Origin of the sequence: Actinomadura physcomitrii, assembly GCF_008923205.2 — a bacterium.
Lineage (GTDB): Bacteria > Actinomycetota > Actinomycetes > Streptosporangiales > Streptosporangiaceae > Spirillospora > Spirillospora physcomitrii.
Genome location: NZ_WBMS02000020.1, coordinates 136,524 through 158,619, shown reverse-complemented (window position 1 = coordinate 158,619; position 22,096 = coordinate 136,524). Strand labels below are relative to the sequence as shown.

The following is a 22,096-nucleotide window of genomic DNA, read 5'->3' as shown; positions in this document are numbered from 1 at the left end:
AGCACGTCCATCACGACGACCTCGGCGCCTTCCGCGGCGAACAGCCGGGCCGCCTCACGTCCCAGCCCCGAACCCGCACCGGTGATGATCGCGACCTTGTTCTCGAGTCTCGCCATGCCACGTCCTCATGGGAACCGCCGCCGAGATGACGGCTTTGCGGAGGCCGCCGACGCCGTGACCGTGTTTTAGGAAATGCGCCGCCGACCGGATGGAAGTGGGGGGTCTGGATGGGTGGAAGAAGTTTCGGTCCATCCAGATTTATCTATAATCTATAGTTTTCTGGCATGGCGGTCAATCGCGGCCGGCAAGGAGGAGACATGAGCGATCCATCGGCCGGCTCCGCTCCGGCGAACGTTCTCGACCTGTTCCGGCTCGACGGCCGGGCGGCCCTCGTCACGGGCGCGAGCAGCGGCCTGGGCGCCGGTTTCGCCCTGGCGCTGGCCGAGGCCGGCGCCGACGTCGCCCTCGTCGCGCGGCGGCGGGAGGGACTGGAGAAGACGGCGGCCGGCGTCCGGGAACGCGGACGCCGCGCCCTCGTTGTGCCCGCCGACGTGACCGACGCGGACGCCTGCGGCGCCGCGGTCGCCGCGGCCGTGGACGAGTTCGGACGACTCGACGCCCTGGTCAACAACGCGGGGATCACCTCGGTCACGCCCGCGCTGCGCGAGCTCCCCGGTGATTTCCAGCGCGTGCTCGATGTGAACCTCACCGCGGCCTACCTGATGGCGACCGCGTGCGCGCGGGAGATGGGCCGCGGCTCGAGCATCGTCAACGTGTCGAGCGTCCTCGGGCTGGTCAAGTCGGTCCTGCCCCGGGCCGCCTATGCCGCGAGCAAGGCCGGGCTGATCGGCCTTACCCGCGACCTGGCGCACCAGTGGTCCGAGCGCCGCGGAATCCGCGTCAAACGCGCTCGCTCCCGGCTTCGTCGCGACCGAGATGAACGCGGAGCTCGCGCCGGAGACGCTGGACCGGTTCCTCGGGACGGGCTCGCTCCGGCGCCTCGGCACCCAGCGTGAACTCGACGCGGCGATGCTCCGTGATGGGGGAGTACCTGGAGACCAAGTACGTCTCCCTCGGGCTCTGAGCCGGGGGCCCGGGGCCCGAGGCGGATCAGCTCCGGCTGCGGACGCCGTTCGAGCCGGATCCAGGCGTGCCGGTGGTCGGTGGTCGGCGGTCGGGGACACGGTGCCGTCGCGGCGCTCGGACACCCCATCCGGCAGATCGTCCGGAAGAACTCGGTGGTCTGCTCGAGGTCGGGAACTGCTCGGCCGGCGCCGCCGCGCCGTTGATCGTCTGGACGAACGCATCGCTCATCGTGCCTCCTCCGGCTTCACCCGGCTCGGCGTGAACGTGACGGGCAGCGACGCCGGGCCGCGCGCGACCCAGGGCGTGTGCGTGACGCGGGTCCCGGGCTCGAGCGCGTAGTCGGGGATCGCGTCGAGCACCTCGGAGACGATGACCTTCAGCTCCAGGATCGCGAGCTGCTCGCCGAGGCAGCGGTGCGCGCCGTACCCGAACGCCAGGTGCGAACGTTCCGCGCGGTCCAGCTTGAACTCGTCGGGGTCGGTGTAGACGCGCTCGTCGTGGTTGGCCGCGGTGAACAGCAGCAGCATCTTGTCGCCCGGCTGGATCTCGTTGCCGTCGATCATGTGCGGGCACGTCGCGGTCCGCGCCATCCCGGTGACGGGCGCCTCGTAACGCAGGCTCTCGTTGACGAACGGAGTGATCAGCCCGGGGTCGTCCCGCAGCCGGTCGCGCAGGTCCGGCTTGTCGGCGAGGTAGTACAGGATGCTCGCGGCGGCGCCCGCCGTGGTCTCGTGGCCGGCCATCAGGATGAGCAGCGACATGCCGAGCGCCCGCTCGTGCGGGATCGGCTGATCGCCGACGCGTCCGTTGGCGAGCTGGTACAGGACCCCTCCGTCGTCCTCGCCGCCGCGCCGGGCCTCGATGGCGTCGCTGAGGTACCCGGCCAGCGCCTGGGACGCCTTGGCGTTGGCCTCGGCGTCCCCGGAGTAGGCGGCGCGCTGCATATCGGTCGTCCAGCCGCGGAAGGCGTCCCAGTCCTGCTCGGGCAGGCCGAGCAGGTCGGCGATCACGATGGACGGGACGCGCTCGGCCAGCGCCGGGACGAGGTCGCACTCGCCGTCCGCGCGGAACCGGTCGATGCAGCCGCGGACGATCCGCCGGACGCTCGGCTCCATCCGGTCGATCTCGGCCTTGCGGAACCGCGGGCCCAGGAACCGGCGGTACAGCGTGTGCTCGGGCGGGTCGACCTCCAGCGGGATCGACCGGACGACGTTGCCGACGTCGGGGATCGTCGCGCCCTCGGTGCTGGTGTACCCGTCGGTGTCCTTGACGATCTCCACGATGTCGTCGTACCGGGTGACGGCCCAGTGGCCGCCGAACTTCGGGCTGCGGACGGCGCCCGAGCGGGCGCGCATCGCCGCGTACACCTCGTACAGCCGCTCGACGGTCTCGGGGTCGGTGTAGTCGAACTCCTGTGCCAGTTCCTCGACGTGTCTTGCCATGATGCGCCTGCTCCTTCGGGGGAGTGGGTCAGGGAATCAGGACGGGCTTGACGACCCGGTGGTGCCGCATAGCATCGACGGCCTTGCCGATCTCGTCCCGCGGGAAGGCGGAGACGATCCGTTCGACCGGGAACCGTCCCGCGCGCCAATGGGCGATGAGTGTCCGCACGAACTCCTGCGGGACGGCCTCGCCCATGCTGAGCCCGCAGACGTACCGGCCGTCGAAGAACTTGTAGGCGTCGAAGGAGAACGCCGGCGTCGCGGGCCCGCCGATCAGCGAGAGGCCGCCCTTCGGCCGCAGCGACTCGAAGCAGGGGGCGATCACCTCGGGCCGCCCGGAGGTGTCGATCGCGTGGTCGAGCCCGCCCAGCGCGGCCAGCCGGCCGGCGAGGTCGTCGGCCGACGGGTCCAGCGCCAGGTCGGCGCCCAGCTCCAGGGCGAGCGCCCGCCGGGCGGCGACCGGGTCGACCGCCACGACGAGCCCGGCCCCGGCCAGGCGGGCCGCCATGACGGCGCCGAGACCGACACCGCCCGCTCCGGTGACGGCCACGGTCGCCCCGGGACGCACCCGCAGCACGTTGATCACCGCCCCCGCCCCCGTCTGGACGCCGCACGCCATCGGTGCCGCGACCTCGGACGTGGACGTCGTCGGGGAGCCGCACCAGCGTCCGGGCCCGCGCGGCCGGCGACGACTGCCCGAAGAAGTGCGAGTGGACGGGCCCGTCGGTCCCCGACAGCGAGGTGGTGCCGTCCGAGCGGCCGCCACCGACGTTGAGCGCCTGGAACTCGTCGCAGTACGCGGGGACACCGCCGCGGCATCGCCCGCACGCGCCGCACGAGTCGAACGACATGAGCACGCGGTCGCCCGGTGCGAACCCCCGCACTCCGGCACCGACCTGCTCGACGACGCCCGCGCCCTCGTGGCCGAAGACGCTCGGCGCGGGCGCGGGCGCGGGCGCGGGGTGGGCGCTGTCCGCGCACAGCAGGTCGGTGTGGCATATCCCGGCCGCCTTCACCTTGACGACGACCTCGCCTTCGCGGGGGCCGTCCAGCTCCAGCATACGCGGCGCGAAGCCCGCGCCCGGCCCTGCGGTCACTCCGGCTCTGATCTCCACGGCCGCTCCCGGTCGTCCGAGGTGGGATGGACGCCCAACGTCGCCCGCGCCTCGTTACCCGCCCCGTTAGCGGACCGCCGGCCTGACAGGGGCTCGGTTCCAGGGGGCGCTGGAGAGCAGGTCGGTGACCGAGGCGCCCGCTGCGACCGCGGCCCGGCAGCGTGCGAGGGGACCGGGCATGCCGAACGCCACGGCACCGGTGACCGTCCCGCGATCGGAGTACAGGCCCAGGAACCTGAACTCGCCCGGGTCTCCGGCGGCGATGGTGAAATCGTCGTCCGGACGCGGCAGGCCGAGGCACTGGATCTTGACGTCGTACTGGTCGCTCCAGAAGTAGGGCGCCCCGGCGGGCTCGCGCCTCTCACCAGGAGGTGCGAGCAGGTTGTGCGCCACCAGTGCGGCCGTGTCGGCGGCGTTCGTCCAATGCTCCAGCCGTACGGTGCCGTGCCGGGGATCAGGTATGCGGGCGACATCGCCGACGGCCCACGCATCAGGCGCGGACGTGCGTCCCGTGCGGTCGCAGACGACCCCGTCGGCCAGCCGTACGCCCGACCCGTCCAACCAGCCGGTGTCGGGGACGGCGCCCACGGCGGCCACCACAGGCCCGGGTGGCAGCACACTCCCGTCGTCCAAACGCACCCGGCCACCGGCGGCTCCGGCGACGCGTCGGCCGCACCGCACGACCACACCACGATCCCGGTGCAGCGCCGCGACCACCTCGCCCGCATGGGGACCGAGCGCCTGCGCCATCGGCCGGTCGAGCAGTTCGACCAGCGTCACCTCGGTTCCACCGGCACGAGCGGCAGCGGCGATCTCGCACCCGAGCACGCCTCCGCCGACCACCGTGACGTGCCGCGCCCCACGCATCCCGGCCCGCAAGGCCATGCAGTCGTCCAGCGACCGCAGCACATGCGCGCCCGCCAGTGCCGGCAGCGTACGGGCACGCAGACCGGTGGCGATCACCAGTCGCCCGTAATCGAGCGTGCGCCCGCCGTCCAGGACGACCGTCTTACGTGCGGTGTCCAGGCCGGTGACCCGCACACCGAGCCGCATGTCCAGTGCGAGATCCGCATAGGGAGCGGTACGCAGCGGCACGCCCCGTTCCGGATCGTCCTCCTGGACGAGCAGCGACTTGGACAGCGGGGGCCGGTCATAAGGTTCATGGGCCTCCGCGCCGATCAAGGTGAGCGGCCCGTCGTACCCCAGCCGGCGCAGCCGCTCAGCGGTGCGCAACCCGCCCAGCACCGCGCCGACGATCATGATCCGCCCGGCTTCCATCGCGAACCTCCCCGCACCCGGTCAGGGCGGGAAGCCTGGCAGAGCCCGCGTTACCCGGGGCGTTGCGGACGGGCGCCCGGCGCGAACGTTCTTACAGCGCTCCGCCGGCGTCGATGACGTGGGTGGTGCCGGTGACGTACTTGGCGTCGTCGGAGACCAGGTGCAGGACGGCGTTGGAGATGTCCTCGGGTTCGAGGGCGACGACCGGGAGCCGGTTGAGGGTGCGCGCCGCCTCCTCGAAGTCGGCGCGGGTCGGGTTCTCCAGGTCGGGCCGGAACAGGCGGTAGGTGGCGTCGTTGAGGACCATGTCGGTCGCGACCGTGGTCGGGTGGACGGTGTTGACCCGGATGCCGTGCGGGGCGAGTTCCTTGGCCATGACCTTCATGAGCATGACGAGCCCGGCCTTGGCGGCGGAGTAGTGGGCGATGCTCTCGTTGGCGTGGACGGCGGCCAGGGAGCTGGTGATGACGACGGCGCCGCCGCGCCCGCCGGCGATGATGTGCGGGACGGACGCCTTGAGGGACTTCCACACGCCGGTCAGGTTGATGTCGATCATGTCCTGCCAGGTGTCGTCGCTCATCTCCAGCGTCGGGGCACGGGTGAAGACGCCCGCGTTGGCCAGGACGATGTCCAGGCGGCCGAACGCGTTGACGCCCGCCTCGACGGCCCGGGCGAGTGCCCGGGAGTCGCGGACGTCGGCGTCCTGGGCGCGGATCCTGCGCCCGGCGGCCTCGACGAGCCGGACCGTCTCGGCCAGGTCGTCGGCGGTGGCCAGCGGGTAGGGGACGGTGCCGACCTTCGCGGTGGTGTCGATGGCGATGATGTCGGCGCCTTCCCGCGCCAGGGCCACCGCGTGGCTGCGGCCCTGGCCCCGCGCCGCTCCGGTGATGAAGGCGACCTTGCCGTCCAGCTTGCCCATGACCAGCTCCCGACCAAGTTCAGCGGATGCGGGCAGGTTATGGCGCGCGGTGCCTTAAGTCCAGGGGTGCCTGAAGTCCAGGGGTGCGGCGGGCGCCTCGCATCCGATACGCCGCCCGCCCGCGCGACCACAGAGCCGCCGCGAGCCGAGCCATCGTTTCGTGGACGTCCGGTCGCCGGCTAGCCGGCCCGCAGTTCGGGCAGGTGCTCGGCGACGTAGGTACGGACCTTGCGGACCGATTCGTCCGGTGCGGAGTCGTGCGGCCAGCGCACGCGCGTCCCGGCCTTGCTCCAGCCTCCCGCGGCGGCCAGCAGCTTGTCGACGGCGGAGACACCGAGCCCGCGCGCCTGGAGCGGTCTGACGATTTCGGTGAAGAAGCGCTGCACGCGGACGTCCAGGTCGGCCGAGGCGGCGGGGTCTTCGATGATCGCGTCGTACCACCGCAGCGCCCCGGCGGGCGAGAGGCAGGCCACGTTCGAATAGGCGCCGCGGGCGCCCAGCGGCGCCTCGCGGGCGAGCCGGTGACCGGCCACGAAGATGGCGGGACCGGGGGCGGCCGCCCGCATCCGTGCGTGCCAATCGGCGTCGCCGCCCGCGACCTTGATGCCGATGAGCCGCGGCAGCCGGCCGGCGAGGGTCCCGTACAGCGACGGGCTGATCTGCGTCTTGGCGTGCGGGGGGTTGTAGAGCACGATCGGCGTGGGGGCGGCCAGGTCGTGCATCCGGGTCACCGCCGCCACGGTCTCGTGGCCGGACAGCGGCAGCCAATCGGGCAGCGTGATCTGGATGGCGCTCGGCGCGTAGGTATTCGCTCGCTCTATCAACCGCAGCGCGGTCTGCCCGCTTGGATGGCTCGCGCCGATCTGGAACGGGATCCCCGCGGCTTCGCACCGCTCGGCCGTCAGGGAGGCGATGCGGTCGAACTCGTCCTCGGCCAGGGTGACGAACTCGCCGGCGGAGCCGTTGACGTAGACGCCGTGGGGCCGGAGTTCCACGAGGTGGTCGAGGTCGTCGGTGAGCCGCCCGTAATCGATCGCCTCGTCGGCGTCGATGGGCAGCAGGGCGGTACACCATACGCCCTGAAGGGTGTCGCGTCGCAGCGGTTTCATGGCGAGTCCGTCCGGAGTATGAGATTGAAAAGGGGCAGGCCGCGCTCGAAGCGTCCGGCGTTGGGTTCGGCATCGCCACGTGCAGGGTGGCGCCGACCGCGTGCAGCAACCGTCCGACGCTCCCGTACCCGGCAACAACGGCGGTGCGGCCGTACAGCTCCGATCCGGCAAGGGCCGACCGGTGTGCCTGCGCGGCGGGAAGCGTTCGATTGAGGGCCGCGCGCCGGTGTAAAGCGTGGGGGGTGAAGGCTGCGTCGACCTCGGCACCGGTAGCTACCGAATGGCGGTAGCGCGCGGCGTGCTCTGCGGGGATCGGACCGCCGTTACCGCGAAGAGTGGCCTCGATGATGCGGGTGGTGGTGGTGGCGGCCGGCCGCACCCCGGTGCTTTCGCGGTGCGACGAGTCGCACGTAGTCGGGGAAGATGCCGTAGCCGGTGGACGCCGCGTTCTTGCCGGTGGCGGTGAAGCGGATCAGATGGCCGCCCGCCGCGGTGAAGGTGTGCGAGCCGAGCGGATACTCCGTATAGGCCTCGGCCGTGCCCGCGTACGGGTCGAACGCCGCTCCGGTGTCGGCGCCGTCGATGGAGGCTTGGACGGTCGCTCGGTCAGCCGCCTGCTTCCACCGCGCGTAGACCTGATACGTGCCGGACGCGGGCAGGTCGAACCGCAGCTCGACGAAGTCGCCGGCGCCCGTGGCGAGGTACTTCAGCAGCGCGCCGGACGAGGCGTTGGCGTCGCCGACGACGCCGCCGGCCGCACCGCCCGACGCGTTGATCGTCATGGCCTCGCACTCGTACCGGTGTTCGGTGAAGCCCGGCCCGGACTTGAGCGAGTCGGCGCCGCCGGTGAGCCAGTCGATGGTGAACCGGGCCATTGCGACGGTGTCGGGGAAAGAGGTGCTGTAGGCGTCCTTCCCGTAGAGCAGCAGGATCGTCCCGTCGCTCAGACGGGCGAGATCGGAGTAGTAGGAGGGGCCGGTGTAGACGACCCGGCTGTACGGGTAGCTGTATCCCTCGTCGTAGCTGACGCTGACGGTCATGTTGACCCGCGCTGACGGGTCGTCGGGACGGCTGAACAGGACCCGGTTGCGGTCGCCGGACGACGGGCCGCCGGTGAACCGGGCGAAGCCGGAGTCGACCGCCGAGTACGCCGGCACCGACTTGTCGAGCACCGGCCCGGACCAGCTGGCGCCCCCGTCGGTGGAGACCGAGCTGATGCGGGAGTGGGTTCCCGAAGTCGCGTAGCGGCCGTTCATCACGATGGCTCCGTCATCGCGCTGGAGGAGCCGGGACTCGTTCACCGGGTAGGCCGGGTCGACCGGGATGGTGCCGCCGAGATGCCAGCCGGCGCCGTGGTCGTCGCTGTAGATCACCGAGACGCCGTAGGTCCGCTGGTCGACCGGGAGGCTGACGGCCTTGCGGTGCCAGACCTGCAGGATGAGGCGCCCGCCGTCGAGCTGGAGACCGTGCCCCGGGCCGGGCATGTGGAAGGTCCATCCCGCCGGGTTGCCGGCGAACATCGAGGTGATCTCGACGCGGTCGCCGAAGGTCACGCCGTCGTCGACGCTGCTCCTGTAGAACACGCGCGTCGAGGTGTTGGTGCCGTCGTTGAGCGCGTAGAAGAAGAAGATCTCGTTGGTCGAGCGGTCGACGACCGGCGCGGGGTTGGTCCAGGACTGGCCGCCTGCGCTCTGCTCGATGTAGGCGGTGGGCGACCATGTCGCGCCGCCGTCGGTGCTGCGCTTGTAGACCAGGTGGTGCGCGCCCGTGTCGGGGGCGTCGATGCGCGCCTCGGTGAACGCCAGCACGGTGTCGGCGTTCGTCACGGCCAGTCCGAACACGTGGTGAAGCTGGACACCGTTCTCGCCGTGCGCCCAGACGAGGCCCTCCGCGAAGCCGCCCGCCGGCGGCCGGGCCGAGCCGAGTGCGGGCAGGGCGCCTTGGAACGGAGCGGCGACGGCGGCGGCCGTTGCCGCGGCCGCGAGCCCGAGCAGGGACCGGCGGTTCATCAGGTTCGGGGCGGTCTTCGACTGGTCCGAGGCCATGCGATCTCTCCGATGGCTAATGCCAATAAGTGACGCCGACAGTGCGCTGGCCGACTGTGCTCCTGAGGAACGAGCCGTGTCAAGGGGCTGGTGGACCTTCGATTTCGCTCGGCGGTCGCAAAATCTCTATTAGTGCAGGTAGGAGTGCGATGATGGCGAAGTTTGGCTGCATGAGAGTCAGGCAAACCGGTGATCACGTAGTGTCGTCGGTCGACTTCAATGGGTGTGAATCGGAAGTTGATGATCTATTAATGCCTATAAGTACAGGGATTTTCTGGAGCTGATCTCCATCGGGCCTTGACATGGGCTGATCATCACGTTCAGGATGACCCGACCGGGTCGCAGGATGCGGCCCGCTGATACGCATTTGTGGAGGGTGAGTGACGGCCAATCCGCGCGGCGGGCGCCTGACCCAGGCGGAGATAGCGCGCATCGCGGGCGTCAGCCAGGCCACCGTCTCGCTCGTCGTGAACGGGCGAGACGAGGCGCTGACCGACGACACCCGCGAGCGGGTGCGCGCCGCCATCGAGCGCACCGGCTATGTCGCCAACCCGATCGCGCGGGTGCTGGCCGGCGGGCGCAACAAACTGCTCGGCGTCCACACCTTCGAGAAGGTGTTCCCGCTCAACGGTGACGACTTCTACTTCCCGTTCCTCCTCGGCATCGAGGAGGAGGCCGAGAGCCTCGGATACGACCTGCTGATGTTCACCAGCTCGGGGGAGCAGCGCCGGATCTTCGTCGACGGCCGGTCCCGGCTCAACCTGGCCGATGGCGCGCTGCTGCTCGGCCGCACACCGGACATGGCCGAGGTCGCCGAACTGGCGCGCCTCGGCTACCCCTTCGTCTTCATCGGGCACCGGGAGATCCCCGGGCAGGCCCTCTCCTACGTGGCCGCCGACTACACCGACGCGACGGCCGCGGTGACCAGGCGCCTGCTGGAACTCGGGCACCGCCGGCTGGCCTACCTGCGACTGGACGCGGGCGGGGGGCAGCCGGGCGCCGACCGCGTCGCCGGCTACCAGCTCGCCGCCCGTTCCGCGCGGCTGGGACCGGCGGCGACGCCGCTGTGGGACGTGTCGGGCGTGGACGAGGCCGGTGCGGTTCTCGGCGACGCGCTGGACCACGGAATCACCGCGCTCCTGGTCGAGCAGCAAATCCTGGCGGAGGCGCTGGCCGCCGCGTGCGCCGCGCGGTCGGTGTCCATACCGGCCGACATCAGCGTGGCCGTGCTGGGCGACACCATCGGCGTGCGCGGCTCCGAGACGGACTGGTCCGGATTCCAGGTGCCGAAGCGGGAGATGGGCGCCGCGGCCACCCGGTTGCTGATCGACCAGTTGGAGGAGCGCGTCTCCCGTCCGCACGTCGAGAGCATCGCGTGCCGGCCGGTCGAGGGCTCCAGCATCGGCCCTGTCAAGACCCCTCTCGCCGGCGGCGCGGCCGTCCCCGAACCACGCAGAAACCGGAGCATCACCGAATGAGCGAGCACAACCTGCGCACCGACGTCCTCATCGTCGGCGGCGGCCTGGGCGGCGTCGCGGCCGCGCTGGCGGTGCTGCGGCGCGGCTTGCGCGCGGTGCTCACCGAGGAGACCGACTGGATCGGCGGGCAGCTCACCACCCAGGGTGTACCGCCGGACGAGCACCCGTGGATCGAGCAGTTCGGCGCCACGGCGAGCTACCGGCGCCTGCGCGACGGCATCCGCGACTACTACCGCTCGCACTACCCGCTGACCGAGAAGGCCCGTGGCCAGCGGTATCTGAACCCCGGCGAAGGACGCGTGTCGGCGTTGTGCCACGAGCCGCGCGTCGCGGTCGCGGTGCTGGAAGCGATGATCGCTCCCTACCGGTCGAGCGGGCGGCTGGTGCTGCTGCTGGAGCACACGCCGGTCGCGGTCGACACCGACGGCGACCGGGTGCACGGCGCGACCCTCCGCGGTGCGGACGGGGACGACGTGCACGTGACCGCCGACTACGTGCTGGACGCCACGGAACTCGGCGACCTGCTGCCGATGGCCGGCGTCGAGCACGTGACCGGCTTCGAGTCGGCGGCCGAGACCGGCGAACCCCACGCGCCCGAGGCCGCGCAGCCGGACAACATGCAAGCCATCTCGCACTGCCTCGCGGTCGAGTACCGCGCCGGCGAGGACCACGTCATCGACAAGCCCGAGCAGTACGGGTACTGGCGTTCGTACCACCCGCCGGTGTGGCCCGCGCCGCTGCTCAGCCTGACGGCGCCCGAGCCGCGGACGCTGGAGACCTCCACCCGGCTGTTCCAGCCCGACGCCCCCATCACCGACGCTCCGGTCACCGCCGATCAGAGCAAGGACCCGGGCGACCGCGAGCTGTGGGCCTTCCGCCGCATCTTCTCCCGCCGCCTGTACCCGGCCGGATTCGCCGACTCCGACATCAGCCTGATCAACTGGCCGATGATCGACTACTTCGACGCGCCGATCATCGGGCCGCCCGCCGAGCAGGTCGAGCAGCATCTGGAGGCGGCCCGGCAGCTGAGCCTGAGCATGCTCTACTGGCTGCAGACCGAGGCGCCGCGGCTGGACGGCGGGACCGGGTGGCCGGGCCTGAAGCCGCGCGGCGACGTGCTGGGCACCGCGGACGGGATGGCCAAGCGCCCGTACGTGCGGGAGGCCCGCCGCATCCGCGCCCAGTACACGATCGTCGAGCAGGACCTCTCGCTCGCCGTGCGCGGAGACGCCGGGGCGGTGCGCTATCCGGACTCGGTCGGCATCGGCATGTACCGGATCGACCTGCATCCCTCGACCGGCGGTGACACCTACATCGACGTGGGCTCCAGCCCCTTCCAGATCCCGCTGCGCGCCCTGGTGCCGCAGCGGATGACGAACCTGCTGCCGGCCGGGAAGAACATCGGCACGACCCACATCACCAACGGCTGCTACCGCCTGCACCCGGTGGAGTGGAACATCGGCGAGGCCGCCGGGTCGCTGGCCGCCCACTGCCTGGCCGGCCGCACGACGCCGCACGCGGTCGCCGCCGATCCGCGGCGCGTCGCCGCCCTGCAGGCCGAACTCGCGGCCGACGGTGTCGAACTGCATTGGCCCGAGGTCAGGGGCTTCTGATGGGCCGCCTCATCGCCAAGCGGATCGGCATCGGCGTGCTCGTGCTCTGGGGCGCGGTCACCCTGATGTTCCTGCTCGTGCGCGTGGCTCCCGGTGACCCGGCCACGGTGCTGGTCGGCGCCACGGCGACGCATGAGCAGCTCGCCGCCGTGCGCCAGTCGATGGGCCTCAACGATCCGCTCTTCGTGCAGTACTGGCACTACCTCGGCGACGCGGCGCGGCTGGACTTCGGCGACTCCACCACCCTGTCCCAGCCCGCCATGACGGCCGTGCTCCACGAGACGGCGGCGACGCTGCAGCTGATCCTGGCGGCCACCGTGCTCGCCCTCGTCGTCGGGCTTCCACTGGGCGCGTACGCCGGGCAGCGGCCCGGCCGCTTCCGTGACCGCCTCATCTCGGCGGCGACGCTCGGTCTGCAGGCGATCCCCAACTTCTGGGTCGGCATCATGTTCATCCTGCTGTTCGCCGGGACATGGGGACTGCTGCCGAGTTCCGGCGCAGGCGGCATCGACCATCTCGTGCTGCCCGCGGTGTCGCTGGCCATGCCCTTCACCGCGATCGTGGCGAGGCTGACCCGCAGCGCGGTGGCCGCGTCCACCGCCGAGGCGTACGTGCGGACGGCCCGTTCCAAGGGAATTCCGGAGCGCCGGGTCCTGTTCGGGCACATCCTCGGCAACTCGCTGCTGCCCGTCGTGACCGTGGTGGGCCTGCAGATCGGCGCGCTCATCGGCGGCGATGTCGTGGTCGAGAACGTCTACTCCTGGCCCGGCATCGGGTCGCTGCTCGTCACCGCCGTCAACAACCGCGACTACAACGTGGTGCAGGCGGCGGCGCTGCTCATCGCCGGCATCGTCGTCGTGCTCAACCTGTGCGTCGACCTTCTCTACCTGCGGCTGGACCCGCGCATCCGGACGGGAGGCCGAGCATGACCACCACCCTGACCGACAAGGCGGCCGCGGACGCGGCGGGCCCGCGCGGCTACGCCGCCGTCCTCGGACGGATCCGCAACGGGACGGGCCGCGCCGGCCGGTGGCTGGCTCTGGCGATCATCGCCGGGTACGTGCTGATCGCGGCGCTCGGGCCGGTGCTCGACCCCTACGACCCGGTGAGTTCGAACCTCAAGGACCGGCTGCTGGCCCCCGGCGCCCGCACCGCCGCGGGCGGAACCGCGTGGCTGGGCACCGACGGCCTCGGCCGCGACATGGTCGCGCAGCTCATCGCCGGAGCCCGCACGTCGATGATCGTCGGGCTGTGCGCCGTGCTGGCGGCCGGCGTCTTCGGGGTCGTCGTCGGCCTGGCCAGCGGATACGTCCGCGGCGCCGCCGACGCGGTGATCATGCGCGTGATCGACGTCCAGCTGGCGTTCCCGCCGATCCTGCTCGCCATCGTCATCGCCGGGCTGTTCGGGCACACGCTGACCAACGTGGTCTTCGCGCTCGCGGTGACCCGCTGGATCCCGTTCGCCCGGGTGGCCCGCGCCTCGGCGCTGTCGCTGCGCGAACGCGACTGGGTGCTGGCCGCGCGCGTGCTCGGCGTGCCGTGGTGGCGGATCATCGGCCGGCACGTGCTGCCCTTCGTGCTCGGGCCGGCGGTCGCGATCACCACCATCGAGTTCTCCCTGATCATCGTGAGCGAGGCCGGGCTCAGCTTCCTCGGCGTCGGGCTGCCGCCGTCGACCGCGTCCTGGGGCCAGACCATCGCGAGCGGTCAGGACCACCTCAACACCGCCTGGTGGATATCCACCCTCCCCGGCGTCCTGCTGGCCGTGCTGGTCGTGGCCATCGGCATCGTCGGCGACCGGATCACCGATCCGGCCGGCAACCGCTCCCGGCCGTAGCAGTGCACTCCTCACCCCCGAGACGGGAGTCCATCGTGAGTTCGTCCAATCTCGCAAGAGCCGCCGCGCTGACGAGCGGCATCGCCCTCGCCGCCGCCGCGCTGTCCGCGTGCGCTTCGGGCACCAGCGGCACGGGCGGCGGTAAGCCGGGCCAGCTGACCGTGGCGGGGCCGTACCAGATCACCGGCCTCGACCCGCAGGGCAAGCTGTCGGCCGACAACGGAACCCAGCTGGCGGCCAAGCAGATTTTCTCCAGCCTCGTGGTCCGGGACGGAACCGGGTTCAAGCCCGGGCTCGCGACGAGCTGGACGCCGAGCGCCGACGGCAGATCGTGGAAGTTCCAGCTGCGCCCGGGGGTCAAGTACTCCGACGGCACGGCGTTCTCCGCGTCCGACGTGAAGGCCAGCGTCGCCCGCGTGGTCGACCTCAAGGGGCCGCTCGCCGCGGTATGGGCCGGCGTCACCGTCACACCGGGCGGCGACTCGGTGACGTTCACCGCCTCCACCCCCCAGGGCGCGATGCTCAGCAAGCTGAGCACGCTGTCGATCCTGCCCGCCGCGGAGTCCGGCAAGCCGGACTTCTTCAACAAGCCGGCCGGCACCGGCCCGTTCGAGGTCGCCGCGTTCGCTCCGGGGCAGTCCCTGACGCTCGTGCCGAACCCGAACTACTACGGCCCGAAGCCCGGGCTGAAGAAGGTGGTGATCCGCTACATCGCCAACACCGCGGCGCGGGTCACCGCGCTGAAGACCGGCGAGATCCAGGCCACCTGGTCACTTCCCGACGACCAGGTGTCCGAACTGGGGGGCCAGGACGGTCTCGTCATCAAGACCGTTCCCAGCGACGCCCAGTACACCATGTGGTTCAACAGCGGCCGCCCCGCCTTCGCCAAGGCCGGCGTCCGCAGGGCGCTGTGGCAGGCGGTCGACTACGCGACCATCATCAAGTCGCTGTACCCGACCACCGGGACGGCGGCGCAGGCGCCCGTCCCCTCGACGATCGCGGGCTTCGCCGCGCAGTCGCCGGTCGCCTATGACCCGAACGCCGCCAAGGCCGCGCTCTCGGCCGCCGGGTTCGACTTCGGCCGGACTACGAGCTGGCCTACAGCGGCCCCGAGTTCACCCCCTTCGCGCAGGCCGTCGCAGCCGACTTCGCCAAGATCGGGGTCAAGGTCTCGCCGACCATCAAGGAGAAGTCGGTCTACCTGTCCGACCTGCTCGGCATGAAGTGGGACATCAACCTGCAGTCGCTCGGCGACGCGACCGGAGACGCGGACTACGTCCTCGGCCGGCTCTACACCTGCAAGGCCGAGCGCACCGGGTACTGCAACCCGAAGCTGGACGGCCTGCTCGCCGACGCCGCCGCGAAGACCGACCCGAAACAGCGCGCCGGCCTGTACGCCCAGGCGGAGCAGATCATTTGGAACGACGCGGTCGGCATGTACCCGATGGACGTCCGGATCTCCTACGTCTGGCGCGGCTCGGTCAAGGGCTTCACACCCTCGTCCAACTATCAGCCCGACTTCTCCGCAGTGAGCGTTTCGTGAGTTCACAGCAGGCGGGAATCGACGTGACCGGCCGCGGAGGGCCCGTGCTCGCCGTGCGAGACCTGGTCGTGCGGACCGAAACGGGCACGACGGTGATCGACGGCGTCGGCCTCACCGTGCCGCGCGGCGGTGCGGTGGGCCTCGTCGGAGAGTCCGGCAGTGGCAAGAGCGTGACCAGCCTGGCAGCCATCGGCCTGCTGCCCGACGGCCTGCTGGCCGTCTCCGGGGCGGTCGAGGTCGACGACGTCGACCAACTGTCCGCGTCCGCCGACGCGCGCCGCGGGACGCGGGGCAAGAAGGTCGCGATGATCTTCCAGGACCCGCTGGCGGCACTGAATCCGCGCCAGCGCATCGGCCGCCAGATCGACGAGATCCTGCGGGTGCGCGACGGGCTGGGCCGGGCCGAGGCGGCGCGCGCGGCCGTCGAACTGCTGCGGCGCGTGGACATGCCGGACCCGGAGAAGCGCGCGAACGACTACCCGCACCAGCTGTCCGGCGGCCAGCGGCAGCGCGCCATGATCGCGCTGGCGCTCGCCGGCCGGCCGGAACTGCTTCTCTGCGACGAGCCGACCACGGCGCTCGACGTCACGGTGCAGAAGCACATCCTCCACCTGCTGGCCCGGGTACGGGCCGAGTCCGGTCTCGCGCTCCTGCTGGTGAGCCATGACCTGCGGGTCATCTCGCATGTCGTCACCGATCTCGTCGTCATGTACGCGGGACGGATCGCCGAGACCGGGCCGGTGCGGGATCTGCTGTCCAGCCCTCGGCACCCGTACACCGCGGCGCTGGTGCGCAACGTCCCGTCGCCGCGCGCCCGGGTCGCCCTGCCGGCGCCGCTGCCCGGCACGCCGCCGGAACCGTCCGACCGTCCCGGCGGCTGCGCCTTCCATCCGCGCTGCCCTCTGGCGCGGGACCGCTGCGCTACGGACAAGCCGCAGCTGAGGGAGATCGGCACGGGACGGTGGAGCGCATGCCATTACGCAGAGGAGGTGCGGCCATGACATCGACGGCGGTCAAGCCGTTGCTCGACGTACGTGATGTGTCCATCACCTATCCCCGTAGGAAGACGCCCGCCGTCGACGATGTCAGCCTGTCCATCGGCAGCGGTGAGATCGTGGCCGTCGTCGGCGAGTCGGGCTCCGGCAAGTCCACGCTGGCCCGAGCGGTCGTCGGGCTGCTGCGCCCGGACCGCGGATCGATCTCGCACGACGGCACGGTGCTGGCCGGCCGGCGCACCACGGCGCAGCGCCGCGACATCCAGATGGTGTTCCAGGACCCGCGCTCGTCCCTGAACCCGCGGTTGACCGTCCGGAAGATCGTCGCGGAGGGATGGCGGACGCACCCGTCGGCCCGGCCCGCCGACCCCGAGGCGGGACTGGTGCAGCTGATGGACCGGGTGGGGTTGCCTGCCGGCCTGCTCGACCGCACTGCGGAGCAGCTCTCCGGCGGGCAGGCCCAGCGGGTCAGCATCGCCCGGGCCATCTCCATCGGCCCGCGCCTCCTGGTCTGCGACGAGGCCGTGTCCGCCCTGGACGTCTCGGTGCAGACCCAGATCCTCTCCCTGCTGCTCCGGCTCCGCGACGAACTCGGCCTGGCGCTGCTGTTCATCACCCATGACCTCGGAGTGGTGCGCCAGATCGCCGATCGCGTGGTCGTCATGCACAGCGCCCGGGTCGTGGAGCAGGGTCCGGCCGACGACATCTTCGAACGCCCCCGGGACTCCTATACCAGGGCACTGCTCGACTCCGTGCTGGACCTGGCCGCTCCTCCGACCTACGAGGACCCCGCATGACGCACCTGCTCGCCACCGTGACCGTCCCGCTCGTGACGTCCTTCGCCGGCGACGGCGCACCCGACCCCGGGGGCGTCCGTACCCTGATGGAACGGCTGGCCGCCGCCGGCGTCACCTCCGTCATGCTGTTCGGCAGCAACGGCGAGGGCACCGCGGTCGAGACCGGGGAGATCCGGCAGTACGTGCGCGAGCTCGCCACGACGTGGAAGGGGCTCGCGGGCGCGTCCGCGACGGTCACCGTGACCGTCACCGCCGCCTCGACCCGGCGGACGGTCGCCCGGGGCCGGGAGGCGCTGGCGGCCGGCGCCGACGCACTGGTCATCAGCCCGCCGTTCTACTACCGGCACGACGACGCCGAACTGCTCGACCACTTCGCCGCCCTGGACGCGCTCGGAGCGCCCTGGGTCGCCTACAACATCCCCCGATACACCGGCAATCCGATCTCGGTGGACTTGGCCGCCGAGATGGCCGCACTACCGCATTGCGTCGGCATCAAGGACAGCAGCGGAGACCTGGAACTGCTCGCCGCGTTCGCCCGGATCGGGAAGACGTCCCCCGCGTTCGCCGTCAGTCAGGGCGCGGAGTCCGCCCTTGTCGCCGGCCTGCGCGCGGGAGCCGCCGGCATCACCCCCGGCTTCGGCAACCTCGCGCCAGGCGCATGTGTTGCTCTCTTCGAGGCGGTTCGGCACGCCGACACCGACCGCGCGGAGGAGATCCAGGCCGGCCTCGACCGGTTGTCCGCCATCCATCGCGTCCGGCCGGGCATCGCCGCCACGAAGGCGGCGCTCGCGGTCCTCGGCTTGGTTGAAACGGGGCCATCCGCACCGTTCCGGCCATACTCGGACGCAGAGACCCGCCACGTTCAAGAGGTCCTCGACACCGCCGCCGACACGCTCGCACTCTGACGCGATAGCCCGCCGCCGGCCGGGCGCACCTCGCCTCTCCGGTGTCGGCGCCGTGCTTCTGGGGGTTGCCACACGCGTGGGGGAGCGGCAGGACCGCCTCGCGGAGACCGAGAGTGCAGACCAATCGGTGTCGGACTCATCGTCTTCGGCCGGAAAGTACGTTGTGGACGCGCGGAACGCCGGCGGAGTGCAGATCGGCGACGGACCGACCCAGCACAACACCTTCGGGACGGCCTCGCGGTGAAGGCGTGGGCTTGACGGTGCCCGCTGACGCCGAGTCCAACCCGGGCGATGCGGCGTACATGGTCGATGCTCGAGCGGCCGAGGGCGTACTGGTCGGAGAGCACTCTACGCAGATCAACTATTTCTATAACCGCACCTGGACGAGTGGACCCACAACGCCGCTGGTCGGAATGTCGGGAGAGGTCGAGTCGCCGTACAGGGGGTTGAGCGCGTTCGGGGAGAGGGACGCGAGCTTCTTCTTCGGCCGGGAGATCGCCGCCGCCATGTCCTGGAGCGGATGGACCGGCATCTGGAGAACTCCGGCCTGCTGGTGGTGCCCGGGGTGTCGGGTGCGGGCAAGTCCTCGTTGTGCGCGGGTGTGCTGCCGCGGCTGCGCGGCGCCGGGCTGACCCCGGTGCCGGAAGCGGCTTCATGGCCATGCCTGATGCTCACTCCCACGCGGGCACCGTTGGACGAGCTGGCGGTACGGATCGCGCCCATCGCGGGTGTCGGCGCCGCCGCCGTACGGCGGGATCTGGCGGCCGATCCGGCAGGCTTCGCCCTCACCGTTCGGCATGCCGCGGCAGCGAAGGACGCGGACGCGCCGCAGCCGCTCCAGGGGCGCAAGCGCGTCCTGCTGATCGTCGATCAGTTCGAGCAGCTGTTCACGCAATGCGAACACGAGGAAGAGCGACGAGCCTTCGTGGCGGCGCTGCACTCCGCCGCGACCGCGACCGGCGGTCAAGAACCCCCCGCGCTGGTGGTACTGGTGGTGCGCGCGGACTTCGAGGCGCGCTGCGCCGAATACCCGGGCCTCGCGGCGTCCGTTCAGCATCGCTACCTGGTCACCGCGATGACCGAGCGGCAGTTGCGGATGGCCGTCACGGCGCCCGTGGCACAGATCGGATCCAGCATCGACGCGGACCTGGTCGAGGTCCTTCTCGGTGAGGCGCGCTCCCGGTCCCGAGCCGCGGTCGGCCGGATCGCCGCCGACCCAGCCTGCCACCCGCCGCTCAGCCAGAGTGAGCTTGCCTTCATCCGGGCCAGTGGCCGGGCGCACCGCCGACGCAGGCGGGTGCGCCAGAGTCTCGTCGCCACACTCTGCGTGCTCCTCCTGGGGGTCGGTGCGGTCGCGGCGTGGGCCGTACACGCCGGCCAGATCGCCGATCACCGGCGAGACATCGCGATCGCCGACCTTCTGGCCGCCAAGAGCGAAGCCATGGGCGGCACCGACCCCACCGTCGCGGCGCTGGAGAGCGTCGCCGCATGGCGGATCGGACACACGGCCGAAGCCAGACACGCCATGCTGGCCGCCGCGGCGCGACCTGAGATAGCGGTCCTGCCCGGCCCCAGCGGGGCCGAGACGATAGCGAGGATGGGGCGCTGCAGTTGTGGGACGTCGCCACCCACAGACCGAAGGGCACGCCAATCGCCGTCCCCGCCCCGCCGATGATGCCAGCCGGTGTCAGAGCCGGCCGATGGCGTCGTCGAGGACCAGGTACATCGCGCGGGCGAGCCCTGGTGATCGGCTCGGTCCGCTCGTCGTCAACCCGCCTGCTTCGTCTTGGGTAGGTCCGTGTCGGGAGCGGCGGGGCGGGGCCACGGCCGCCCGGCGAGCCGTTCGATGTCGGAGTTGAAGCGCCTCAGGTAGGCGGCGAAGGCGACGATGTCGTCGTCGGACCAGTCGGCCGTGATCATGTTCAGGCCTTCGATGATGCCCCGGCGCTCCTCGTCGAGCCGGTGCTCGCCCTTCTCGGTGATGCGGAACTTGCGGGCGATGCCGCCCTCGGGATCGGGGATGCGCTCCACGAGTCCCGCGCGCATCGCCGCCGCGGTCTGGCGGTTGAGGGTGGACGCGTCGAGCCCGAAGGCCTCGCTCAGCTCGCCGATCGACATCGGTCCCTGCACCCGGATGCGGCTGAGCAGGATGTAGGCGCTGCGTTCCAGCGCACCCGCCCGGTGGCGCAGGACCTCGTGCCGGCTGAGCAGCATCTGCTCGTACTCGATCTCGTGCGTGGGCCTCACCATGGGGTCGCGCACCTCCTGCTCTGCGTCCTGCCCGCGTCGGGCCATCGAACCGAACACTCCATCCTCGCACCAGTGAGGTGCATCACCCACACTATGTGCATCATACAATCAGTGTGTATCGTGCATACGAGCGCCCGGTCCCTCGGGCGCGACGGTCAAGGAGGCCCCCTACATGGAAGCTTCACAGCCCACGGCCCGCGTGAACGGCGTCGTCGCGGTGCTGGCGCTGGCAGGCACGACGGCAGCGATCATGCAGACTCTGGTCACCCCGCTCATCGGCGAGCTGCCCCGCATCCTGCACACCGGTACGTCCAATGCGACTTGGGTGATCACGGTCACTCTGCTGGTGGCGGCGGTGTGCGTGCCGGTCTCCGGCCGCCTCGGCGACCTGATCGGCAAGCGCCGGATGCTGCTGGCGTGCTCGGTGCCGCTGGTGGCCGGCTCGGTGGTGTGCGCCCTCTCGTCCTCGGTACTGCCGATGATCATCGGCCGGGGTCTGCAGGGCATGGGCATGGGCATGGTGCCGCTCGGCATCGCGCTCCTGCGCGACGTGGTCCCGGAGGAGCGGCTCAGCTCGTCCATCGCGCTGGTCAGCGCGTCCATGGGCATCGGCGGCGGCTTGGGCCTGCCGATCGCCGCGGCTGTCGCCGAATACGCCAGCTGGCGCGTGTTGTTCTGGGGATCGGCGGTTCTGGCCGTGGTGATCGCGGTGCTGCTCTGGCTGACGATCCCGGACGTCCCGGCCGCCGCGAGGGGTGAGCGGTTCGACGCGCCCGGCGCGGTCGGTCTCGGCGTGGGCCTGGTCGCCCTGCTGCTGGCGGTGTCCAAGGGCGCCGACTGGGGCTGGGGCTCGGGTACCACGCTCGGCCTGTTCGCCGCCGCCGTGGTGGTGCTGCTCGCCTGGGGGCTGTGGGAGCTGCGCACCCGTCAGCCGATCATCGACCTGCGCACCACGGCCCGCCCTCGGGTACTGCTGAGCAACGTCGCCTCGGTGTTCGTCGGTTTCGGCATGTACGCCTCGATGCTGATCATGCCCCAGCTGCTGCAGTTCCCCGAGCAGACCGGCTACGGCCTGGGTCAGTCGATCTTGGCCACCGGCCTGTGGATGGCCCCCGGCGGCATCATGATGATGATCGTCTCTCCGCTGGGCGGGAGGCTCACCGACGCTCGCGGTCCGAAGTTCACCCTGATCGCCGGTGCCCTGGTGCTGGCCGTCGGCTACGGAGCCTCGCTGCCGCTCATGGGGCACGCGTGGGGACTGATGCTCTCCGCCATGATCGTCAACAGCGGCGTCGGCCTGGCCTACGGGGCGATGCCCGCCCTGATCATGAGTTCGGTGCCGATGTCGGAGACCGCCGCCGCCAACGGCTTCAACACCTTGATGCGGTCGCTGGGCACCTCGATCGGCTCCGCCGTGATCGGCGTCGTGCTCTCCCAGATGACCGTCACCCTGGGCGGCTACACGCTCATTTCCGAGAACGGCTTCCGTACCGGCCTGATCATCGGCTGCGGCATCGCCCTGGTCTCGGCGGTCATCGCGGCCGCCATCCCGGCCGCCCGCCGGAGCGTCGTCTCGAGCGGCTCGCCTGAGCCGGTCGCTGCGGCCTCGCACGCCGAGATCGATGGCTGACGCGCGCGCTCTCTTCCCCGCCGGCGCCCGGCGGGGGAGGGACGCGGGTCACCG

General features: G+C 71.3%; 21 protein-coding genes and 1 pseudogene. 12 read left to right on the top strand and 10 right to left on the bottom strand.

The genetic code is table 11. The annotated features are described in order from the left end of the window. Nucleotides 1–116: SDR family NAD(P)-dependent oxidoreductase (locus tag F8568_RS25215; protein ID WP_151596162.1), on the bottom strand; the 116-nt coding region annotated here is incomplete at its 3' end. Nucleotides 117–317: 201 nt separating this feature from the next. Between F8568_RS25215 and F8568_RS47020 the strand changes: the two genes are divergently transcribed. Next, nucleotides 318–1,016: an SDR family NAD(P)-dependent oxidoreductase gene (locus tag F8568_RS47020; protein WP_202125318.1), complete on the top strand. Its 699-nt coding sequence runs from the start codon at nucleotides 318–320 to the stop codon at nucleotides 1,014–1,016. 294 nt (nucleotides 1,017–1,310) lie between these two features. Here F8568_RS47020 and F8568_RS25205 read toward each other — a convergent pair whose 3' ends face one another. From F8568_RS25205 to F8568_RS25180, 7 genes and pseudogenes are all read right to left on the bottom strand, one after another. Next, nucleotides 1,311–2,528 carry a cytochrome P450 gene (locus F8568_RS25205; protein WP_151596161.1) on the bottom strand — a complete coding sequence of 406 codons (1,218 nt, stop codon included), beginning with the start codon at nucleotides 2,526–2,528 and terminating at the stop codon, nucleotides 1,311–1,313. Between the two features lie 28 nt (nucleotides 2,529–2,556). Continuing rightward, a complete protein-coding gene (locus F8568_RS47015) occupies nucleotides 2,557–3,147 on the bottom strand; it encodes a zinc-binding dehydrogenase (protein ID WP_202125317.1) in 591 nt (196 codons plus the stop codon). Nucleotides 3,148–3,301: 154 nt separating this feature from the next. Beyond that, nucleotides 3,302–3,589: pseudogene (locus F8568_RS51130) on the bottom strand (alcohol dehydrogenase catalytic domain-containing protein); the annotation flags it as partial. A 120-nt stretch (nucleotides 3,590–3,709) separates the two neighbouring features. Then, nucleotides 3,710–4,921, bottom strand: coding sequence for an NAD(P)/FAD-dependent oxidoreductase (locus F8568_RS25195; protein ID WP_202125316.1), 1,212 nt, complete (start codon nucleotides 4,919–4,921; stop codon nucleotides 3,710–3,712). A gap of 91 nt (nucleotides 4,922–5,012) precedes the next feature. Beyond that, nucleotides 5,013–5,840, bottom strand: coding sequence for a mycofactocin-coupled SDR family oxidoreductase (locus tag F8568_RS25190; RefSeq protein ID WP_151596160.1), 828 nt, complete (start codon nucleotides 5,838–5,840; stop codon nucleotides 5,013–5,015). Between the two features lie 179 nt (nucleotides 5,841–6,019). Next, nucleotides 6,020–6,949 (bottom strand): dihydrodipicolinate synthase family protein, encoded by a 930-nt coding sequence (locus F8568_RS25185; protein ID WP_151596159.1) that lies wholly within the window; start codon nucleotides 6,947–6,949, stop codon nucleotides 6,020–6,022. Nucleotides 6,950–7,272: 323 nt separating this feature from the next. After that, on the bottom strand, nucleotides 7,273–8,994 hold the full coding sequence (locus F8568_RS25180; RefSeq protein WP_151596158.1) for an exo-alpha-sialidase: 1,722 nt from the start codon (nucleotides 8,992–8,994) through the stop codon (nucleotides 7,273–7,275). A gap of 380 nt (nucleotides 8,995–9,374) precedes the next feature. Between F8568_RS25180 and F8568_RS25175 the strand changes: the two genes are divergently transcribed. From F8568_RS25175 to F8568_RS25140, 9 genes are read left to right on the top strand one after another with little or no spacing between them, the layout of a single operon-like run. Beyond that, nucleotides 9,375–10,472 (top strand): LacI family DNA-binding transcriptional regulator, encoded by a 1,098-nt coding sequence (locus F8568_RS25175; protein ID WP_151596157.1) that lies wholly within the window; start codon nucleotides 9,375–9,377, stop codon nucleotides 10,470–10,472. Continuing rightward, nucleotides 10,469–12,085, top strand: coding sequence for an FAD-dependent oxidoreductase (locus F8568_RS25170; protein ID WP_160573755.1), 1,617 nt, complete (start codon nucleotides 10,469–10,471; stop codon nucleotides 12,083–12,085). The genes F8568_RS25175 and F8568_RS25170 overlap by 4 nt, the downstream gene beginning before the upstream one ends. Then, entirely contained in the window at nucleotides 12,085–13,014 is a 930-nt protein-coding gene (locus F8568_RS25165; protein ID WP_151596156.1) for an ABC transporter permease, read from the top strand. The genes F8568_RS25170 and F8568_RS25165 overlap by 1 nt, the downstream gene beginning before the upstream one ends. Continuing rightward, the gene (locus tag F8568_RS25160) at nucleotides 13,011–13,922 is read left to right on the top strand and encodes an ABC transporter permease (protein ID WP_151596155.1); all 912 of its coding nucleotides are present in this window, start codon (nucleotides 13,011–13,013) and stop codon (nucleotides 13,920–13,922) included. Before F8568_RS25165 ends, F8568_RS25160 begins: the two co-directional genes overlap by 4 nt. 35 nt (nucleotides 13,923–13,957) lie before the next feature. Then, a complete protein-coding gene (locus tag F8568_RS25155) occupies nucleotides 13,958–15,145 on the top strand; it encodes an ABC transporter substrate-binding protein (protein ID WP_160573754.1) in 1,188 nt (395 codons plus the stop codon). Beyond that, nucleotides 15,142–15,465 (top strand): periplasmic substrate-binding domain-containing protein, encoded by a 324-nt coding sequence (locus tag F8568_RS47005; protein WP_202125315.1) that lies wholly within the window; start codon nucleotides 15,142–15,144, stop codon nucleotides 15,463–15,465. Before F8568_RS25155 ends, F8568_RS47005 begins: the two co-directional genes overlap by 4 nt. Next, nucleotides 15,462–16,466, top strand: coding sequence for an ABC transporter ATP-binding protein (locus tag F8568_RS25150; protein ID WP_202125314.1), 1,005 nt, complete (start codon nucleotides 15,462–15,464; stop codon nucleotides 16,464–16,466). Before F8568_RS47005 ends, F8568_RS25150 begins: the two co-directional genes overlap by 4 nt. Continuing rightward, nucleotides 16,463–17,257, top strand: coding sequence for an ABC transporter ATP-binding protein (locus F8568_RS25145; RefSeq protein ID WP_151596152.1), 795 nt, complete (start codon nucleotides 16,463–16,465; stop codon nucleotides 17,255–17,257). The genes F8568_RS25150 and F8568_RS25145 overlap by 4 nt, the downstream gene beginning before the upstream one ends. Then, nucleotides 17,254–18,162 (top strand): dihydrodipicolinate synthase family protein, encoded by a 909-nt coding sequence (locus tag F8568_RS25140; RefSeq protein WP_151596151.1) that lies wholly within the window; start codon nucleotides 17,254–17,256, stop codon nucleotides 18,160–18,162. Before F8568_RS25145 ends, F8568_RS25140 begins: the two co-directional genes overlap by 4 nt. Nucleotides 18,163–18,529: 367 nt before the next feature. Here the strand turns inward: F8568_RS25140 and F8568_RS25135 are convergent, their stop codons facing one another. After that, nucleotides 18,530–18,694 (bottom strand): hypothetical protein, encoded by a 165-nt coding sequence (locus F8568_RS25135; protein WP_160573752.1) that lies wholly within the window; start codon nucleotides 18,692–18,694, stop codon nucleotides 18,530–18,532. Here F8568_RS25135 and F8568_RS25130 point away from each other — a divergent pair. After that, the gene (locus F8568_RS25130) at nucleotides 18,683–19,837 is read left to right on the top strand and encodes an nSTAND1 domain-containing NTPase (RefSeq protein ID WP_151596150.1); all 1,155 of its coding nucleotides are present in this window, start codon (nucleotides 18,683–18,685) and stop codon (nucleotides 19,835–19,837) included. The two genes, F8568_RS25135 and F8568_RS25130, sit on opposite strands and share 12 nt — an antisense overlap. Before the next feature lie 92 nt (nucleotides 19,838–19,929). Here F8568_RS25130 and F8568_RS25125 read toward each other — a convergent pair whose 3' ends face one another. Beyond that, a complete protein-coding gene (locus tag F8568_RS25125; protein ID WP_236009110.1) occupies nucleotides 19,930–20,457 on the bottom strand; it encodes a MarR family winged helix-turn-helix transcriptional regulator in 528 nt (175 codons plus the stop codon). Between the two features lie 127 nt (nucleotides 20,458–20,584). Between F8568_RS25125 and F8568_RS25120 the strand changes: the two genes are divergently transcribed. After that, on the top strand, nucleotides 20,585–22,042 hold the full coding sequence (locus tag F8568_RS25120; protein WP_151596149.1) for an MFS transporter: 1,458 nt from the start codon (nucleotides 20,585–20,587) through the stop codon (nucleotides 22,040–22,042). Nucleotides 22,043–22,096 lie beyond the last annotated feature (54 nt).

Bases quoted from the DNA above. Each gene is read 5' to 3' on its own strand.
- F8568_RS25140 (WP_151596151.1), top strand. From the start codon at position 17,254: ATGACGCACCTGCTCGCCACCGTGACCGTCCCGCTCGTGACGTCCTTC.
- F8568_RS25135 (WP_160573752.1), bottom strand. From the start codon at position 18,694: ATGCCGGTCCATCCGCTCCAGGACATGGCGGCGGCGATCTCCCGGCCG.
- F8568_RS25165 (WP_151596156.1), top strand. From the start codon at position 12,085: ATGGGCCGCCTCATCGCCAAGCGGATCGGCATCGGCGTGCTCGTGCTC.
- F8568_RS25170 (WP_160573755.1), top strand. From the start codon at position 10,469: ATGAGCGAGCACAACCTGCGCACCGACGTCCTCATCGTCGGCGGCGGC.
- F8568_RS25120 (WP_151596149.1), top strand. From the start codon at position 20,585: ATGGAAGCTTCACAGCCCACGGCCCGCGTGAACGGCGTCGTCGCGGTG.
- F8568_RS25185 (WP_151596159.1), bottom strand. From the start codon at position 6,949: ATGAAACCGCTGCGACGCGACACCCTTCAGGGCGTATGGTGTACCGCC.
- F8568_RS25195 (WP_202125316.1), bottom strand. From the start codon at position 4,921: ATGGAAGCCGGGCGGATCATGATCGTCGGCGCGGTGCTGGGCGGGTTG.
- F8568_RS47005 (WP_202125315.1), top strand. From the start codon at position 15,142: ATGAAGTGGGACATCAACCTGCAGTCGCTCGGCGACGCGACCGGAGAC.
- F8568_RS47020 (WP_202125318.1), top strand. From the start codon at position 318: ATGAGCGATCCATCGGCCGGCTCCGCTCCGGCGAACGTTCTCGACCTG.
- F8568_RS25125 (WP_236009110.1), bottom strand. From the start codon at position 20,457: ATGGCCCGACGCGGGCAGGACGCAGAGCAGGAGGTGCGCGACCCCATG.
- F8568_RS25145 (WP_151596152.1), top strand. From the start codon at position 16,463: ATGACATCGACGGCGGTCAAGCCGTTGCTCGACGTACGTGATGTGTCC.
- F8568_RS25180 (WP_151596158.1), bottom strand. From the start codon at position 8,994: ATGGCCTCGGACCAGTCGAAGACCGCCCCGAACCTGATGAACCGCCGG.
- F8568_RS25130 (WP_151596150.1), top strand. From the start codon at position 18,683: ATGGACCGGCATCTGGAGAACTCCGGCCTGCTGGTGGTGCCCGGGGTG.
- F8568_RS25160 (WP_151596155.1), top strand. From the start codon at position 13,011: ATGACCACCACCCTGACCGACAAGGCGGCCGCGGACGCGGCGGGCCCG.
- F8568_RS25190 (WP_151596160.1), bottom strand. From the start codon at position 5,840: ATGGGCAAGCTGGACGGCAAGGTCGCCTTCATCACCGGAGCGGCGCGG.
- F8568_RS25205 (WP_151596161.1), bottom strand. From the start codon at position 2,528: ATGGCAAGACACGTCGAGGAACTGGCACAGGAGTTCGACTACACCGAC.
- F8568_RS47015 (WP_202125317.1), bottom strand. From the start codon at position 3,147: ATGGCGTGCGGCGTCCAGACGGGGGCGGGGGCGGTGATCAACGTGCTG.